The organism is Microcystis sp. M_OC_Ca_00000000_C217Col (assembly GCF_007095585.1).
Lineage (GTDB): Bacteria > Cyanobacteriota > Cyanobacteriia > Cyanobacteriales > Microcystaceae > Microcystis > Microcystis panniformis.
Genome location: NZ_SFBV01000129.1, coordinates 1 through 15,604 on the forward strand (window position 1 = coordinate 1; position 15,604 = coordinate 15,604).

At 45.0% G+C, this 15,604-nt stretch carries 11 protein-coding genes and 1 pseudogene; 6 read left to right on the forward strand and 6 right to left on the reverse strand.

The annotated features are described in order from the left end of the window. The first annotated feature begins 204 nt into the window (after positions 1-204). A complete protein-coding gene (locus EWV66_RS07615; RefSeq protein ID WP_287107989.1) occupies positions 205-351 on the forward strand; it encodes a hypothetical protein in 147 nt (48 codons plus the stop codon). A gap of 676 nt (positions 352-1,027) precedes the next feature. On the opposite strand, the gene EWV66_RS07620 is transcribed toward EWV66_RS07615, so the two are convergent. The 3 genes from EWV66_RS07620 to nifJ all read right to left on the reverse strand — a co-directional run bounded on the left by EWV66_RS07620 (position 1,028) and on the right by nifJ (position 7,132). Then, complete coding sequence (locus EWV66_RS07620) at positions 1,028-2,236, reverse strand: ATP-dependent 6-phosphofructokinase (protein WP_052277899.1); 1,209 nt, start codon at positions 2,234-2,236, stop codon at positions 1,028-1,030. A 313-nt stretch (positions 2,237-2,549) separates the two neighbouring features. After that, positions 2,550-3,575: a dihydroorotate dehydrogenase-like protein gene (locus EWV66_RS07625; RefSeq protein ID WP_052277898.1), complete on the reverse strand. Its 1,026-nt coding sequence runs from the start codon at positions 3,573-3,575 to the stop codon at positions 2,550-2,552. A 2-nt stretch (positions 3,576-3,577) separates the two neighbouring features. After that, on the reverse strand, positions 3,578-7,132 hold the full coding sequence (nifJ, locus tag EWV66_RS07630) for a pyruvate:ferredoxin (flavodoxin) oxidoreductase (RefSeq protein WP_287107991.1): 3,555 nt from the start codon (positions 7,130-7,132) through the stop codon (positions 3,578-3,580). Positions 7,133-7,836: 704 nt separating this feature from the next. Between nifJ and lexA the strand changes: the two genes are divergently transcribed. Next, the gene (gene lexA / locus EWV66_RS07635; RefSeq protein WP_052277896.1) at positions 7,837-8,451 is read left to right on the forward strand and encodes a transcriptional repressor LexA; all 615 of its coding nucleotides are present in this window, start codon (positions 7,837-7,839) and stop codon (positions 8,449-8,451) included. Positions 8,452-8,580: 129 nt separating this feature from the next. Then, complete coding sequence (locus EWV66_RS07640; protein ID WP_002797022.1) at positions 8,581-8,847, forward strand: TIGR02450 family Trp-rich protein; 267 nt, start codon at positions 8,581-8,583, stop codon at positions 8,845-8,847. 2 nt (positions 8,848-8,849) lie between these two features. On the opposite strand, the gene EWV66_RS07645 is transcribed toward EWV66_RS07640, so the two are convergent. Continuing rightward, on the reverse strand, positions 8,850-9,146 hold the full coding sequence (locus EWV66_RS07645; protein ID WP_004161767.1) for a NifB/NifX family molybdenum-iron cluster-binding protein: 297 nt from the start codon (positions 9,144-9,146) through the stop codon (positions 8,850-8,852). Between the two features lie 207 nt (positions 9,147-9,353). Continuing rightward, entirely contained in the window at positions 9,354-9,848 is a 495-nt protein-coding gene (locus EWV66_RS07650) for a dinitrogenase iron-molybdenum cofactor N-terminal domain-containing protein (RefSeq protein ID WP_211571636.1), read from the reverse strand. A 176-nt stretch (positions 9,849-10,024) separates the two neighbouring features. Between EWV66_RS07650 and EWV66_RS07655 the strand changes: the two are divergent. The 3 genes and pseudogenes from EWV66_RS07655 to EWV66_RS07665 all read left to right on the forward strand — a co-directional run. Next, positions 10,025-10,288: pseudogene (locus EWV66_RS07655) on the forward strand (transposase); the annotation flags it as partial. 113 nt (positions 10,289-10,401) lie between these two features. Next, positions 10,402-10,587, forward strand: coding sequence for a zinc ribbon domain-containing protein (locus EWV66_RS07660; protein WP_502706146.1), 186 nt, complete (start codon positions 10,402-10,404; stop codon positions 10,585-10,587). Positions 10,588-11,433: 846 nt separating this feature from the next. Continuing rightward, positions 11,434-13,455 (forward strand): formylglycine-generating enzyme family protein, encoded by a 2,022-nt coding sequence (locus EWV66_RS07665; protein WP_052277894.1) that lies wholly within the window; start codon positions 11,434-11,436, stop codon positions 13,453-13,455. Positions 13,456-13,677: 222 nt separating this feature from the next. Here EWV66_RS07665 and EWV66_RS07670 read toward each other — a convergent pair whose 3' ends face one another. After that, positions 13,678-15,015, reverse strand: coding sequence for a DUF4335 domain-containing protein (locus EWV66_RS07670; RefSeq protein ID WP_072925496.1), 1,338 nt, complete (start codon positions 15,013-15,015; stop codon positions 13,678-13,680). Positions 15,016-15,604: the final 589 nt, after the last annotated feature.

The window sequence follows — 15,604 nt, forward strand, 5'->3', positions numbered from 1 at the left end:
GGGGGTGCCGATAGGCGGGGGGATCCCCCTTGATAAGGGGGGTGCCGATAGGCGGGGGGATCCCCCTTGATAAGGGGGGTGCCGATAGGCGGGGGGATCCCCCTTGATAAGGGGGGTGCTGATAGGCGGGGGGATCCCCCCTTAATCCCCCCTTAATAAGGGGGGCATCTGATGATTTTTAACGCCTACCTACTTAAGTATCAAATGCAGACAAAAAAATTTCTCAGAAGATTTGAAAACAATGAATTGCAGCATACCTTAGACTTTGATGAATGGATGGGAGAAGCTTGGATGCTAGAAGCTTTACTGCAAGACAAAGAAGAAATTGAGGAGATAGAATTTGTTGATTAATGAATATTTTCAAGAGATTAGACATCTCATTGAAGCTTGTCCAATAGTTCAATCTTATAACCTCATTACTGATAGTAGAAGTCTTTATGTAGGGTTTGCGGCAAAAAGTACGGGCGAAGCATTCGGATAGAAAATCTCTGGTTTCACCGATAGGTTATTGCCCGAATGCTTCGCCCCTACAGGACGCGGGCCGATAATAAAAGTTTATGCTCAGAAAATTAAGTAGGTAGGCGTTAAAAGTTGTCAGATCCCCCCGCCTATCGGCACCCCCCTTATCAAGGGGGGCAGGGGGGATCGAACCTAAAATCCATTTTAAATTTAATTATAACCAGCTACTTAATTAGGGCTGGCTGAAAAAGTACGGGCGAAGCATTCGGATAGGAAATCTACGGTTTCAGCGATAGGTTATGCCCGAATGCTTCGCCCCGAAGATGTAAGGTTTTCAACCACGATTCTCTCAAAATCTTGCACCTGTTTCGCAAAATAGGCCCCTAAAACCCTTACCTCGTCTATATTTCACATTTATTCAGCAAGCCCTAATTACACTCTTTTAAAAAGTTTCTTTATTGCGACAGTAGCTGTCAGTATCTACCGTAATTGTAGCGTTTAGAAATGCCTAATTTTAACCAATTAATAAAGCGAGAAAGTATTAGCAACCCTTCTCGCTTTATTATAACTAAACCAACACCTCCACAGCTTCCGGAACCACTGCCGTCTCGGTTGTGGTATTTTCCCCTAGGTAAATTCCCAAAGAACGGGCTGTTTTCACGATAAAACCATCAGGATCCACGGGATAGGCACAGCGATGCTCTTGATGACATTGTTTGATAATTTTGATCACCGGTTTCAGGGGCAGACTACGCACTTGTCCCCCGCGCCAAATCACCACGCGATCGAGTTTTCCCTGTTCGATTAATTCTACGGCCTTAATGCCGAAAGCCGTGGCTAACAGTCGATCCATGGCCAAAGGAGGACGACTTCTTTGCAGGTGTCCCAAAGACATGGCCCGCACATCCATGGAATTGAGATAACAGAAGACGGGATCGGTAACGCACAAAGAGCGAGTTTTGTCAACTATTAATTTTTCTAAATAATCGCCAATATACTTCTCTTTTTGGTTATCTTCGTTTTTAACTCCTTCAGAAATGACAATGAGAGCGAATTTACGACCTTGGGCGCGTAATTGTGCCAAATGACGACAACAACCGTCGATAATTTCGGGAGTGAGAGCCGGGGTTAATTCGGGAATAAAAATCGCATCGGCACCCCCAGCAATCCCCGCATGAAGGGCTAAATGACCGGCATCTCTACCCATCACCTGCACAATCATCACCCTTTCGTGACTAGCGGCGGTAAAGGTGAGATCATACAAAGCTTGGGTGACGATATCCACGGCAGTGGTAAAACCGACGGACCATTCCGTATAGGGAACATCATTATCGATGGTTTTGGGAACTGCGATAATATTCCAATTGCCCTTCTGGGCGAGATCGTAGATGATATCGACGCTCCCATCGCCCCCGACGACGATCAGGGCATCTAATCCCAGCATTTCGTATCCTTGCAGGATTTTCGCAGCAATTTCTGGGTTTTCAGGATGTCCCTTGCTCAAAGAACCCAAAACACTACCACTAAGAAACTGCAAAACGTCTAATCCTTTCAAGACTCCGGGTAGGTTATAGCCATGGTGAGTCAGGATCAAATCTTGGGGGTGATATTTTCCCTCGGCAATCTGCATAAAACCGTCGGTCCCGTAGGGAATGCCGTACACATCCCAACCCTTTAGTTTTGATGCTTTCACCACGGCACGAATTACCGCATTTAACCCTGGGCAATCGCCACCACTGGTCAGAATACCAATTTTTTTGTTTTGATTCTCGTTCATGGTTATATCCTCCAGGATTTTTTTGTCAGTTATCAGTTATCAGTTATCAGTTATCAGATGTAAGTTTTCAGTTTTCAGTTAAGTAGCTGGTTATAATTAAATTAAAAATGGATTTTAGGTTTGATCCCCCCTGCCCCCCTTGATAAGGGGGGTGCCGATCCCCCCTTAGTCCCCCCTTGATAAGGGGGGTGCCGATCCCCCTTGATAAGGGGGGTGTCTGATAATTTTTAACGCCTACCTACTTAAGTTTTCAGTTCACTGATTACTGATTACTGATTACTGTTTACTGATCACTGAAAAAAGCTTCCCACTTTTATTTACTGGTGGTTTGAAAACGTTTCCAAACAGGTTCGTAACTTTGCAGAGCTTTCATATACTGTACCCGTTCAAAAGCACTCGGATCTGGGCAATTCATTTGACTCATACTGCCAATTAACTGCTCGATCGATTCGTATTCATTTTCCTCCAACCAATGCAATAAACCCTGTTCGATCTTGGTAATTTCCTCCAAACCGTGGCGTAATAAAACACTAACTAACATGGTCGCTTTTGCCCCCACCATCATCATTTTGATCACGTCGAGGGCGTTATGAATACCACTGGTAGCGGCAAAATCCGTCGGTACACGACCATAAAGCATGGCAATCCAGCGCAGGGGTAAACGCATTGCTTGGGGATTACTGAGGATAATATTGGGGTGAACATCTAAGGTGTCTAAGTCGATATCTGGCTGATAGAAACGGTTAAATAATACCAACCCATCGGCCCCCGCTTCCGCTAATTGTTTAGCCATATTGGCCGTATTGCTAAAGTAGGGACTTAACTTCATCGAGACGGGAATTGATACCTCCGATTTGACAATTTTGAGGATATCAATATAGTTTTGTTCGACGTGATTTCCGGTTAATTCCAGGTCGTTGGGAACATAATAAACATTCAACTCCAAAGCATCAGCGCCCGCTTGTTGAATTTGAATGGCATACTCTAACCATCCCCCAGAGGTCTCACCGTTGAGACTGGCAATAATGGGAATATCGACCATTTCTTTGGCTTTGCGAATATGGTTGAGATATTCGTCGGAACCAACGTGAAAAACCTCCGGTTCGGGAAAATAAGTCAAAGCTTCCGCAAAACTCTCGGCTCCGTGGGTAAAATGATGGTGTAGAGCCAGTCTTTCCTGTTTAATCTGCTCCTCGAAAAAGGAGTGTAAAACCACGGCAGCGGCCCCAAAGTCTTCCATTCTCTTGATATTGTCGATATCCTCGCTCAAGGGTGCGGCCGCACCGATGACTAGCGGCGATCGCAATTGTAAACCCATGTAGGTAGTGTGTAGATTCATAACTATTCCTTGCTCCCTGTACCTTTTGCTGCTAAGTACTGATACATTTGCCAGCGCGTATCCACATCTGCTTGTGCTTCTTTGAGCAGACGTTTAGCTTCCTCGGGCTTACTGGTGGCCAACATCTTAAAGCGATTCTCCGAGTAGAGAGTTTGCGCTACGGTAAGCTTAGGCGCACGGCTGTCTAATTGCAGGGGATTTTTGCCTTCTTTAGCTAAATCGGGATGATAACGGTACATTAACCAGCGACCGCTTTCCACCACTTCTTTTTGATGGTTCATGGCGGTGGTCATGTTGATCCCGTGAGCAATACAGTGAGAATAGGCGATAATTAACGATGGCCCGTTGTAAGCTTCCGCTTCTAGGAAAGCTTTGATAGTTTGCTCGTTTTTTGCCCCCATAGCCACGCTGGCCACATAGACGTTACCGTAGGTCATGGCCATTAAACCGAGGTCTTTTTTCGGTCCCGGTTTGCCACCAGAAGCAAATTTAGCTACGGCGGCCCGAGGAGTAGCTTTCGAGGCCTGGCCACCCGTATTCGAGTAAACTTCCGTATCCATGACCAAAATATTCACATTGCGACCACTGGCTAAAACGTGATCTAAGCCACCATAACCGATGTCGTAGGCCCAACCGTCACCCCCGACAATCCAGACGCTTTTCTTGACCAGATAATCGGCCACGGATAACAACATTTTCACCTGCGTGGTCGGGGTTAATTGCCCTAAACGGGATTTTAAGGCCTCTACCCGTTGCCGTTGTTCGTAAATTTCCGCTTCATCGACTTGGTGACAATTGAGAATATCTGCCGCTAGACTTTCTCCGATTTCACTAGCGAGGGTTGCTAACAGTTCGGCGGCAAATTCTGCCTGTTTATCGATGGAAACCCGGAATCCTAAGCCAAATTCGGCATTATCTTCAAAGAGGGAATTCGACCAGGCCGGCCCGCGACCTTCGGCATTAACTGCCCAGGGTGTTGTCGGTAAATTACCTCCGTAGATAGATGAACAACCGGTGGCATTAGCCACTATCATGCGATCGCCAAATAGCTGACTGACTAATTTAACGTAGGGAGTCTCACCACAACCAGCACAAGCACCGGAAAACTCAAAGAGAGGTTCCTGCATTTGCTGATGGTTAATTTTGTTGAGATTTAGGCTTAATCGGTCTGGATTAGGCAAATTAAGGAAGAAATCCCAGTTAACTCGTTCCTGTTCCCGCAGCGGCAGTTGGGGAGCCATATTAATCGCCCTTAGACGTGGTTGCGATTTGTTTTTAGCGGGGCAAACATCAACGCAGAGACCGCAACCGGTACAATCTTCGGCGGCCACTTGGATGGTGAATTTTAGCCCTTTCCAGTCGTGATCCTTGGCATTAGCGACTTTAAAGGTTTCCGGGGCCGTGGCTAATTCGGCCTCATCATAGACTTTCGAGCGAATAACGGCGTGGGGACAAACAAGAACGCATTTACCGCACTGAACACAGACATCTGCATCCCAAACGGGTATTTCTTGGGCAATATTGCGTTTTTCCCATTGGCTAGTGGCGGTGGGATAGGTCCCATCGTTGGGAAGGGCGCTAACGGGCAATTCCTCCCCGTGACGGGCGATAATTTTGCCGAGGACTTCTCGGACGAAAGCGGGTGCAGTGTCGGGAATTGGGGGTCTTAATTCAAAAGCTTCAGGGGTGACAGTGGCGGGAATTGGCACTTGATAGAGGTGTTCTAGGGCAGAATCCACAGCCTTGATGTTCATCTGCACGATTTCTTCGCCTTTCTTGCCGTAGGTCTTGCGGATGGCTTTTTTGATTTGTGCGATCGCATCTTCCCGAGACAAAACCCCCGCTAGGGCAAAGAAACACACCTGCATCACGGTATTAATCCGGCTGCCCATCCCCGCTTCTTTGGCCACTTGAGTGGCATTAATCGTATAAACTTGCAGATTTTTGTCGATGATAGTTTGCTGGAGATGGCGCGGTAAGTGACTAAATACCTCCTCCGGTAGATAGGGACTATTGAGGAGGAAAATTGAGTTCGGTTTAGCGGTTTCTAGCAGGTCAAATTGTTCGATAAATTCCCACTGATGACAGGCGATAAAGTTAGCATCGGTGATTAAATAGGTAGAGCGAATCGGCTCTGGTCCAAAGCGTAGGTGAGAAACGGTCACAGAGCCAGATTTTTTAGAATCATAGACGAAATAACCCTGGGCATAATTATCAGTATCTTCACCGATAATTTTAATTGAATTTTTGTTAGCTCCCACCGTACCATCGGAACCTAAACCGTAGAAAACCGCTCGCACTACTTTGTCTGGTTCGGTGGAAAAACTGCGGTCATATTCCAGACTGGAAAAGGTAAGATCGTCAACGATACCAATAGTGAAGTGATTTTTCGGTTTGTCGAGACTTAAGTTATCAAATATGCCAGCAACCATAGCTGGAGTAAATTCTTTGGAAGATAAACCGTAGCGTCCTCCGACAATTTTCGGCAGCTTGCCTTCGTACTCCTCCATAAAGGCATTTACCACGTCTAAATATAGCGGATCGCCCCCGGCGCCGGGTTCTTTACAGCGATCTAAAACGGCTATTTTTTTCACTGTGGTGGGCAAAGCTGCCAGTAATTTGTCGGCGGCGAAGGGACGATAAAGACGAACTTTTAAAACCCCAACTTTAGACCCATTTTGATTGAGATAATCCACAGTTTCATGGACGGTTTCTCCTCCCGATCCCATTAGAATAATCACTCTTTCGGCATCGGGCGCACCGTGGTATTCATAAAGATGGTATTGCCGTCCTGTTAATTGGGCAAAACGATCCATAATTTTTTGAGCGATATCGGGACAAGCATGATAGAAAGGATTGACGCTTTCCCTTGCCTGGAAATAAACATCGGGATTTTGTGCTGTGCCTCGTAACACCGGTCGATCGGGAGTTAAAGCTCTTTGACGATGGGCAATAATTAGGTCTTCATCTATCAGTTCTTTGAGAATTTCATCGCTAATTAATTCGACTTTTTGCACCTCATGACTGGTACGAAAACCATCAAAAAAGTGTAGGAAAGGAAGCCGCGTTTCTAGGGTGGTAGCTGTGGCGATTGCTGCCAGATCATGAGCTTCTTGAACGGAATTAGCCGCTAACATAGCCCAACCCGTACTTCTGGCAGACATAACATCACTATGATCCCCAAAAATTGACAACCCTTGGGCTGCTAAAGCACGGGCCGCCACATGGACCACTGAAGAGGTTAATTCCCCCGCAATTTTGTAGAAGTTGGGGAGCATTAATAATAATCCCTGGGAGGAGGTGAAAGTGGTAGTTAAAGAGCCTGTTTGTAGCGCTCCGTGCAGGGTTCCCGCTGCCCCACCTTCGCTCTGCATTTCGATTACGGAAGGAATGGTTCCCCAGAGATTAGCTCTGCGTTCGGCGGCCCAACTATCGGACCATTCACCCATAGGCGAGGAGGGAGTGATAGGATAAATAGCGATCACTTCACTGAGACGATAGGCAACGCGTGCAACAGCTTCGTTACCATCTATGGTTGCATAGGTTTTTGTGGTCATGTGTTCCCCTTAGTTTTTACGATATTTGTCGGGATTTTAAGTTTTTTTACGGCTCAATTTCGCACTAAATATCCTCTCGTTTCCCTGACAACCGAAGGACTTTCTTGAGCGTCGCTTTTGACTCCCTATCTACTATTGGACGCTTACGGCAGACAGGCTTAAGTAGAGCAATTTTTCTGTCCCCACCTCGATCATTATCCAGATTCTCGGCTTTCTAGCAATTCGTTATTTTTTCTTAATACGCTGCTGAGTTTGCCCGCAACCGACCCTGAGATTAATTAATATTCAGAATTGAGATAAAAATTAATGATACTTTTTTAAAAAAAGTGCTAGGTCAGAAGATAAGCTGTTGACTATCTAAATTACTCATTAAGACTGTCTATTAGCAGGGAGAAGGAATTATGAATTATTAATTAGGGTTTGCGGCAAAAAGTTTTTCCTGGGGGCAGGGTGTGGGGTGTGGGGTGTGGGGTGTCGGAAGAATAAATAGAAATAATCCCCTGTCTCGGAGTCTCCTGTCTCGGAGTCTCCTGTCTCGGAGTCTCCTGTCTCGGAGTCTCCTAACCAAGCACGACAATTTTTGATTTTTGCAAGAGATCTAATAACCAGTTGATTTAGTCAGCCGATGAAGTTAAGATGTACTAGGTTAAACACAAATGAACTAAAGTACAAATTATCTTAACCCAAGGGTAGGAAAATAGATCATGACTAACCTCGAATCCCTTACTCAAGCGCAACAGGAGTTGTACGACTGGCTGATTGAGTATATTCGTACTACTCAACACGCCCCTTCCATCCGGCAAATGATGCGAGCGATGAATTTACGCTCTCCCGCACCGATTCAAAGCCGTTTAGAACGTTTACGCACCAAAGGCTATATTGATTGGACAGAAGGAAAAGCACGCACCCTGCGGATTCTCAAACAACCAGTGCAAGGTTTACCAGTTCTAGGTGTAATCGCTGCTGGTGGTTTAGTGGAACCCTTCACCGATGTGGAAGAAAAACTCGATCTTTCTAACCTGTTGCAACGCAGTCAAGACTGTTATGCTCTGCGCGTTTCCGGAGACAGTATGATCGAGGATCATATTGCCGATGGGGATCTGGTGATTATGCGTTCTCTCACGGGTAATGAAGCGGTGTCCAATGGGGAAATCGTCGCCGCCAGAGTCGAAGGCCACGGCACTACTTTAAAACGTTTCTACCAAGAAGGCGAAATCATCACTCTCCAACCCTCCAATCAAAAATATCAACCAATTACAGCCAATACTGAACAAGTACAGGTGCAAGGGGTTTTGGTTGGTGTTTGGCGCGGTTATTAGCCAAAACTGGGGCGCACTTAAGCGCCCCGATCATTTTTCCTCTCCTTGGCTACCGGAAAAAAATCGGGTTGGCAAACTAGGATAATATAAGGGTTTTCGCCTATCCCGAACTCAGGTGTCTTAACTTTTATGCCCAAAAAACAGAAATATCCCCATCTCTTGGGATCAAAATGGACGGCAAAACAAAAAACATGGGGCTGGCGACATTTTCAAGTGGTCAATCGTCAAAATCGCGGTCAATGGGTTTTTGCCGAATTAGTCGCTTCCTGCGATCCGACTGTCCGCTTCTGGATTAATGCTAAACAGTTGCAAGACGCGAATCTCTGGCAATCAGGTTGGCAAACCCTAACGGAAATAAACCAACCCGACAGCACCGACGAGATTATTGTTAATTAATATTAAGAACCCTTGTAATTTTTCACTCTTTGCCCATCAGCCACGCCGAGAGCTTTGGCCATCCAGGGTGGCGGCGAAGTTTGAATCACTCGCTGTAAATCCGCCAAAATTTCCCGCGCTTGACCACCTGCATCTTTTTTCACCGGATAAACACCACCTTGAATCATCTTAGCGGCGGCCGGTCCGCCGATAGACACCACGAAGATTGCCTGACAATCTTTGATCAGACTAAGCCGATAACCATTTTTATCTTCCTGAAGGGCCGCTGCCAAGGCAGAACGCACATCAATTAACTTCATCTGCGTGGCCGATAATTGGAGCTTGCTGAATAATGGTAAAACCCTTTTAAAATAAGGCTTTTGACCTGTTAAAATCCGATGTTAGTGCTAGAAAATCGGATTGGAACCCTCAAAAACCTTGCATTATTCTCCTTGTAGTACATCGCTTGGTACAAAAAACAAGGCAACAAAGCCTGAAACGACCGGCTACTGACTCCTGACGACCGGCTACTGACTCCTACCCCCAGGAAAAACTTTTTCAGCAGACCCTAATTGATAGACCAGATAGCGCAAACAGGAACCAAAATGACCGTCAAGATTTTCACCGCTATTAGAAGCCACGGCCACCCGGATTGACTGGGGCATTTCCCCTTCACTGTAGAATTCGATAGGAGGCAATGGGTGCTGATGCTCGTCATCCTCGATTTCACCCCAGAGAATTCGCACCGCTTCTTTTAAATGGGCGATATCGTTGGCATCGGCATCTTCTCCATCTTCTTCTCCATCTAATTCGTAGGTTTGACCGAAGGCGGTTTTTAAATTGGTGACAGTGATTTGATTAAGGTTGGTTTCGTTGATATCTTCCCCCAGACAATTGTAAAGGGCATCGAACAGATCGGCGCTCGAAGTCCTGGGCAAAGCTTTCGATGCCAGGGCAATTCTTAAGGCGGTTTCGTTTGATAGGGTTTTTGGGACAATGGTTGACTCTTGCTTAGGTTCAATTGCGTCGTTTTTACCTTAAATGTCGGCTTGAAGGAACCCTCGGTTTTACCTCGGAGATGAAAAGTTCCGCCAACATAGAAACAGCGAAGCACGGCTAAGAATAACTCCAATCTATAGTTGTCAATTTAATTTTAGTATGCTAGAATAGTTGGTTATCGTTGGTTCGATAGCGCAAAATGTTTGTTTTAGAGTACAAGCTTAAAGGAAAACCATCTCAATATCAAGCCATTGATGAGGCTATTCAGACAGTACAGTTTGTTCGGAATAAATGTCTTAGATATTGGGAAGACAATAAAGGTGTAGGACAAAAGGATATATATAAATATGTCACTCAATTAAGGAGTGAATACCCTTTTGTTCAAGACCTTAACTCTACAGCTTGTCAACAGGCTTGCGAACGGACTTGGACTGCTATTCTTAGGTTCTATAACAATGGCAAGGGAGCATCTCATTTATGCAAGTGAGTAATTATACTTATCCCTAAAACTGTTTTCTAGCAAGGCTTTCAAAATAGCTTGACATAAAAACCTGATTTAGGGGTTACAAAGGTGAGATGCTCTATACAAGTCAAGAGTGCTTTAATTGTGGTCGGTTAATCCAAAAATCTCTATCGGTTAGAACCCATGTTTGTTTCTGTGGGTATGTAGAAGATAGAGACAAAATGGCGGCATTGAATATACTCAAAAAAGCTACGATAGGGCATATTGGAAGCTGGTCGTTAGACCTAAACGCTTGGTAGGGCTGATTCATTCTCCGAATCTAATTCTTTTTTTTGCTACGTTTAATCGCTTATGCGGTAAGCAAAGCACGACGTTTTTAAAAATTTTTAGATATGTATTTCCGAGAAATCGACTAAAAACGTTGCCAGATAAAGATTTGAGAGAATGACATAAGAGACAATGAAACGACCCTAGCACTAAGGGGGGATCAAAGGCAAAATCTATCTTCAATTCAATGATAACTACTTACTTAGGGAAAAGTCAATTAGAATGGATCAATGACCCGTCCCTTGCTCGATTGCCATAAATCTAAATAAGCAAAAAATAAACATGAGCAATTATGACAAAATTAAGTCCAAAAGTTAACGCAATTATTCGTTCTGGTGAACAACAAGGATAGGTAGGTGAATGCGTGGAAATTTCGATTGTTACCTGGGGAAATACCTGAGACGAGGTAGTTTAATAATCTCCAAGAAGCTATTTTATTGAATTTAGAGAGAGAGGAACCCAGGGAGTTCGATCTAGTTGCAAACCTTCTCTACAGATTACATTTTAGTGACAGCCAGAATATGCCTAATCTGAAACAATTATCTGGCAAAGACATTATCAAAATTCTCGATCGCTTTGTCCTTTGTCCGAATCAGCTTATACAGTTTTGGCTCTTCTGGTTTCTGTGTGGAAACGAGGTCTATACTGATAGAATATCCGCAAAATAGCCCTAAAAGTCTTGCCCAATAAGCATTTCACGACTCCATAAGCAAAAATTATCACACAACCCAAAAAGTCAGTTAATAATTACAATCAGAGAAGTCGTAATCATCGATAGGTGTGGACATGAAAACACTACAGTATGAGGAGTTAGTCTAATGGATGCGGTAATGATCGAGCAAATTGTTGTTGGTATCTCCCGGGTGGCACTGAAGCTGATGGAGCGCCTTCTATCTAATGATGATCAAGCATCTCGTCATGGTGCCTCCGTAGTGGAAAATAATAGCGAAGTCAAAAAAGCCGAGTTATCTTACTACAAAAAAAAGCTGGAACTCGATAATCAATCCCTACAACTGCAAAGAAAACAACGCCAATTCGCACTTGAATTGGCGTTGCACCAATTCAAGTGCAAATTGGTGCAACAAGAAACAGATAATGAAATCCCTAGGGAAAGAATCGGTTTAGAAAATCTTTCTCTTGAATTGAAAGAAATCAAAATCGCCATCCAAAAAGAACAACGTAACCTGAGTTATCTACGGCAAGAACTACTAAGAGAACAGCAAGAAAAAGAAATTGAGTTAAAGCTGCAAGAAATTCAAGCTGAGTGGGACAAAGATACATGGTTATCGCAGTTGAGTCGCTTTGAAACCGAGCAGATTCTCAAGAAATACCAACAAACTCTCTTGATATTAGCCTGTTTACCCAGTGTAGCGAGCGATCGCTCCCTAGCTGCCATGAGGAAGTTAGATTTCAAGCTAGAGATGCGAAAGGTGAGTTCTTTTCTTGCGGATTACTATTCAGTTAATGATCAACTATATCCCGTTAAATTTTTTGGAGATTATTTCAAGCAACCAATCGAGGAAATCGAAATCGAACGGTTACATAGTTTGTTGTCCTGCGTACCTGTATATATAATCTATACAGACATTCGATCGGATGCCGTGACCTTTCGAGTTGCCTCTTGGAAAATGCAGGATAAGCAAGCGATGTCTTTCTCACCGATCGAATGGAATTGGCGAGAAGTAGAACGGGAATTATTAAAGGCAGGAAAAACCGAAGATGAAATCCTCTTGATTATTAGAGCGGTAATTATCAAAATTCACCAAATTCTCTTGGCTTTTTATATCGATATTTATTATCTAAATCTCGATCCCTACTACGAAGTCCGCTTACCGAATATCGAGATCGAAAAAGAGTTAATTCAACCCTATAGCGATCTTCTTAAAGCCAAGCAAAAGAAAGTTCGAGAAGCCTACGAACAGCAATTAGCAAGACGATTTGAGGAAGAAAAAGAGCGAGAGGAAAATAAGCGGGGAGTAGAAGAGGAAGATTGTAGTCAGGAGGAGGAAAAAGGGAAAGAATTCTCCTTCGAGATCATCACCGTTGATCCCAGAGGGAATATAATCAAACCTCGCCTGGGAAAAGGTTTTCAAAAGAGCGAAAACCTCGGCAATAATATCGACCTAGAAATAGTCTATATCCCTGGCGGTACTTTCCTCATGGGATCGCCCGATGGTGAGGGGCATAACTACGAAAAACCGCAGCATCGAGTCACCGTTCCCTCTTTCTACATGGGCAAATATCCCATTACCCAAGAGCAATGGCGAATCATCGCATCTCAGGCGAAAATCGACATCGACCTATCCCTCGACCCCTCGTACTTCAAGGGAAATAATCGACCGGTAGAGTGTGTGAACTGGTATCAAGCCGTAGAATTCTGTAAACGGCTATCCAAGCTTACTCAGAAAGATTATCATCTCCCCAGCGAGGCACAGTGGGAATACGCTTGTCGCGCAGGAACGACCACTCCTTTTGCTTTCGGGGCTACCCTCTCCACCGAAATAGCGAACTATCACGGAAACTATACCTACGCCGACGGTAAAAAGGGTACTTATCGACAACAAACCACTCCCGTCGGGCAGTTTCCCCCCAACGCTTTCGGACTTTACGATATGCACGGGCAAGTCTGGGAATGGTGCGCGGACGATTGGCACGATAGCTATACCGGAGCGCCAGAGGACGGGTCGGCGTGGATTACTGAGAATAATAATCGTTCTCTATTACGGGGCGGTTCTTGGTACGGCAATCCAGGTCTCTGTCGTTCCGCTTTCCGCAGCTTCTTCGCTAGGCGCGTCAGCACCTACCACTACTACGGTTTTCGTGTGGTGTGCGGGTGCTAGGAGGACTCCGTAACCCTTTTACCATAGCGGAACATTGAGCGAAAATTTGGGTTGAAAACCCCGTCGTTCTACGACGGCTTTTCTTAATCTCTAATAGAGCATCTGATACCATTTTTCCTTATTCTTGGCAGGTATCTTACCCCCCTGAGGGGTTGGGGGGTCTTGCCTCTTGCCCGTTGCCTCGTCTCAACAAGCAATTTCAACCCGCGAGCAGCTTACAGCCTATTGCTGTTCCATAAAGGTCCGCACCGTACCATCAGAACCAAGAACTAGACGCAATTGAGGATTACCAGAGATATCGAGGGGAGAAACGAAAGGTTGATTGAGCAGGGGCATATTAGTGCGATCGAGATAGATTTTCGCCGCCTGTCCCAGGGGAATAATCTGTTTTAGGGAACCATCCTGATTTAAGACCAAACGGTACTCTAGAGTATGCTTAAGACTTTCCGGGGGTTGCCAACGGGACTGAAAATATTCTCTGGTTTCTGCCACTTGGGGAATTGTATCTAGTAAGTTCGTCTCTGGGGCTTTAGCGGTACTTGTGGGCGGTTTGGGGTCTAAATTGACATTTTCGGGGTTAACAGGGCTTAGAGGCGGTAAATTGGGCAATTTTGGCGGTGCTGGAGTCGGATTCATTGTGGTAGGGGGAATATTTGCTAGTGCATTTGTACCCTGAGCGCTGGTGACGGGGGGGGCAGTAATCGGGATGTTCTGATTATTCGGTTCAATTATGATCGCCGTGCCGCCGGGAAGCGAACCTGTGACTGGTGGCGGCGGTAAAGTGGACGGCGGAATCACTAGGGGGACGCTAGAGGGGCGAACTGGGGCTGGAACGGTTGCCACGGGCGGCGGTGGCGGTAAAGGGGTTTTATTGCCCAAATTTGCTGGTAACTGCGGGTTTGGGGCGGCTGTTCCCGTGGGGGGTAAAGGCAGCGTTGGCAAGGGTTGGGGAATCCTGGCGCTATTGGGATCGGTGGTTAAATCATTGTTGGTTAGTTCTTGCTGTTGATAAAATGCGATCGCTATTCCCCCGATAGTTATTAGGGCTGAGGCGGTTAATCCCGTCCAGATCAGGGCATTTTTTCGAGTTTTCTGGCGAATTAAAGGGGGTATTAGGGGGCTTTCATGGTTATATTCCCCTAAAGCATTGGCTAGATCGAATAATTGCGATGTGGTTAATTCAATCTCCTGTTTATCTCGATCGGTTAGCAGGGAACCCAAAAATAATTGATGCTGGAGAAGTCCCTGACAATGGAGAGAGGGTAAGGAGGGAAGATGACTTTCGGGGGAACTACTAGCCACGAAAGAGAGGCTAGAAACGGGACTAGAGAGTAAATTCTGCACATAATTAGCGACAATTTCCCCTAGGAGTTGTAATTGTGTGCGATCGCCTTTGATTGTCACCTGTTTTTCCTCACTCAATCTAGGATCATCAAAGCGCAATTGAAAGTGGGCATCGTTTAAGACGTTTTTACCTAGCCAAACCGCTAGAGGCGAACTATTTCCCCAAATTTCTAGGGTACAGGTGGGGGGTGTATATTTGCGAATTAGATTACTCATTTTTAGTTATCGGTGGGAATTATAAATTATGAATTATGAATTATGAATTATGAACTGGGGAGCTTTTTTTCAGTGATCAGTGATCAGTGATCAGTGATCAGTAAACAGTGAACTGAAAACTTACATCTGATACCATTTTTCTTTATTCTTGGCAGGTATCTTACCCCCCCTTGCCCCCCAACCCCCCCGATGTCGGGGGGGCAGGGGGGGTGGGGGGTTAGGGCGATTAACCATCTCTGCCATTACTTATGAAAAATGGTGGCTCTTCTGGTTTCTGTGTGGAAACGAGGTCTATACTGATAGTTTATTCCGCCAAATAGCACTAAAAGTCTTGCCTGATAAGCATTTCACGATTCCATAAGCAAAAATTATCACACATGATAAGTAGTCATGCAAAATTAATTACCTGCCCGATCGAGCTAAAACCCTTACGGGGCAATGATCGTCATGTGTAAATAATTTTGCCTAGGTACTTAACTGATAACTGATAACTGATAACTGATAACTGATAACTGATAACTGATAACTGATAACTGATAACTGATAACTGATAACTGATAACTGATAACTGATAACTGATAACTGATAA

Excerpts from the sequence above, each read along its gene's own strand:
- EWV66_RS07660 (WP_502706146.1), top strand. The coding sequence starts at position 10,402 with ATGCTCTATACAAGTCAAGAGTGCTTTAATTGTGGTCGGTTAATCCAA.
- EWV66_RS07640 (WP_002797022.1), top strand. The coding sequence starts at position 8,581 with ATGCCCAAAAAACAGAAATATCCCCATCTCTTGGGATCAAAATGGACG.
- EWV66_RS07645 (WP_004161767.1), bottom strand. The coding sequence starts at position 9,146 with ATGAAGTTAATTGATGTGCGTTCTGCCTTGGCAGCGGCCCTTCAGGAA.
- nifJ (WP_287107991.1), bottom strand. The coding sequence starts at position 7,132 with ATGACCACAAAAACCTATGCAACCATAGATGGTAACGAAGCTGTTGCA.
- EWV66_RS07665 (WP_052277894.1), top strand. The coding sequence starts at position 11,434 with ATGGATGCGGTAATGATCGAGCAAATTGTTGTTGGTATCTCCCGGGTG.
- EWV66_RS07625 (WP_052277898.1), bottom strand. The coding sequence starts at position 3,575 with ATGAATCTACACACTACCTACATGGGTTTACAATTGCGATCGCCGCTA.
- EWV66_RS07670 (WP_072925496.1), bottom strand. The coding sequence starts at position 15,015 with ATGAGTAATCTAATTCGCAAATATACACCCCCCACCTGTACCCTAGAA.
- EWV66_RS07620 (WP_052277899.1), bottom strand. The coding sequence starts at position 2,236 with ATGAACGAGAATCAAAACAAAAAAATTGGTATTCTGACCAGTGGTGGC.
- EWV66_RS07615 (WP_287107989.1), top strand. The coding sequence starts at position 205 with ATGCAGACAAAAAAATTTCTCAGAAGATTTGAAAACAATGAATTGCAG.
- lexA (WP_052277896.1), top strand. The coding sequence starts at position 7,837 with ATGACTAACCTCGAATCCCTTACTCAAGCGCAACAGGAGTTGTACGAC.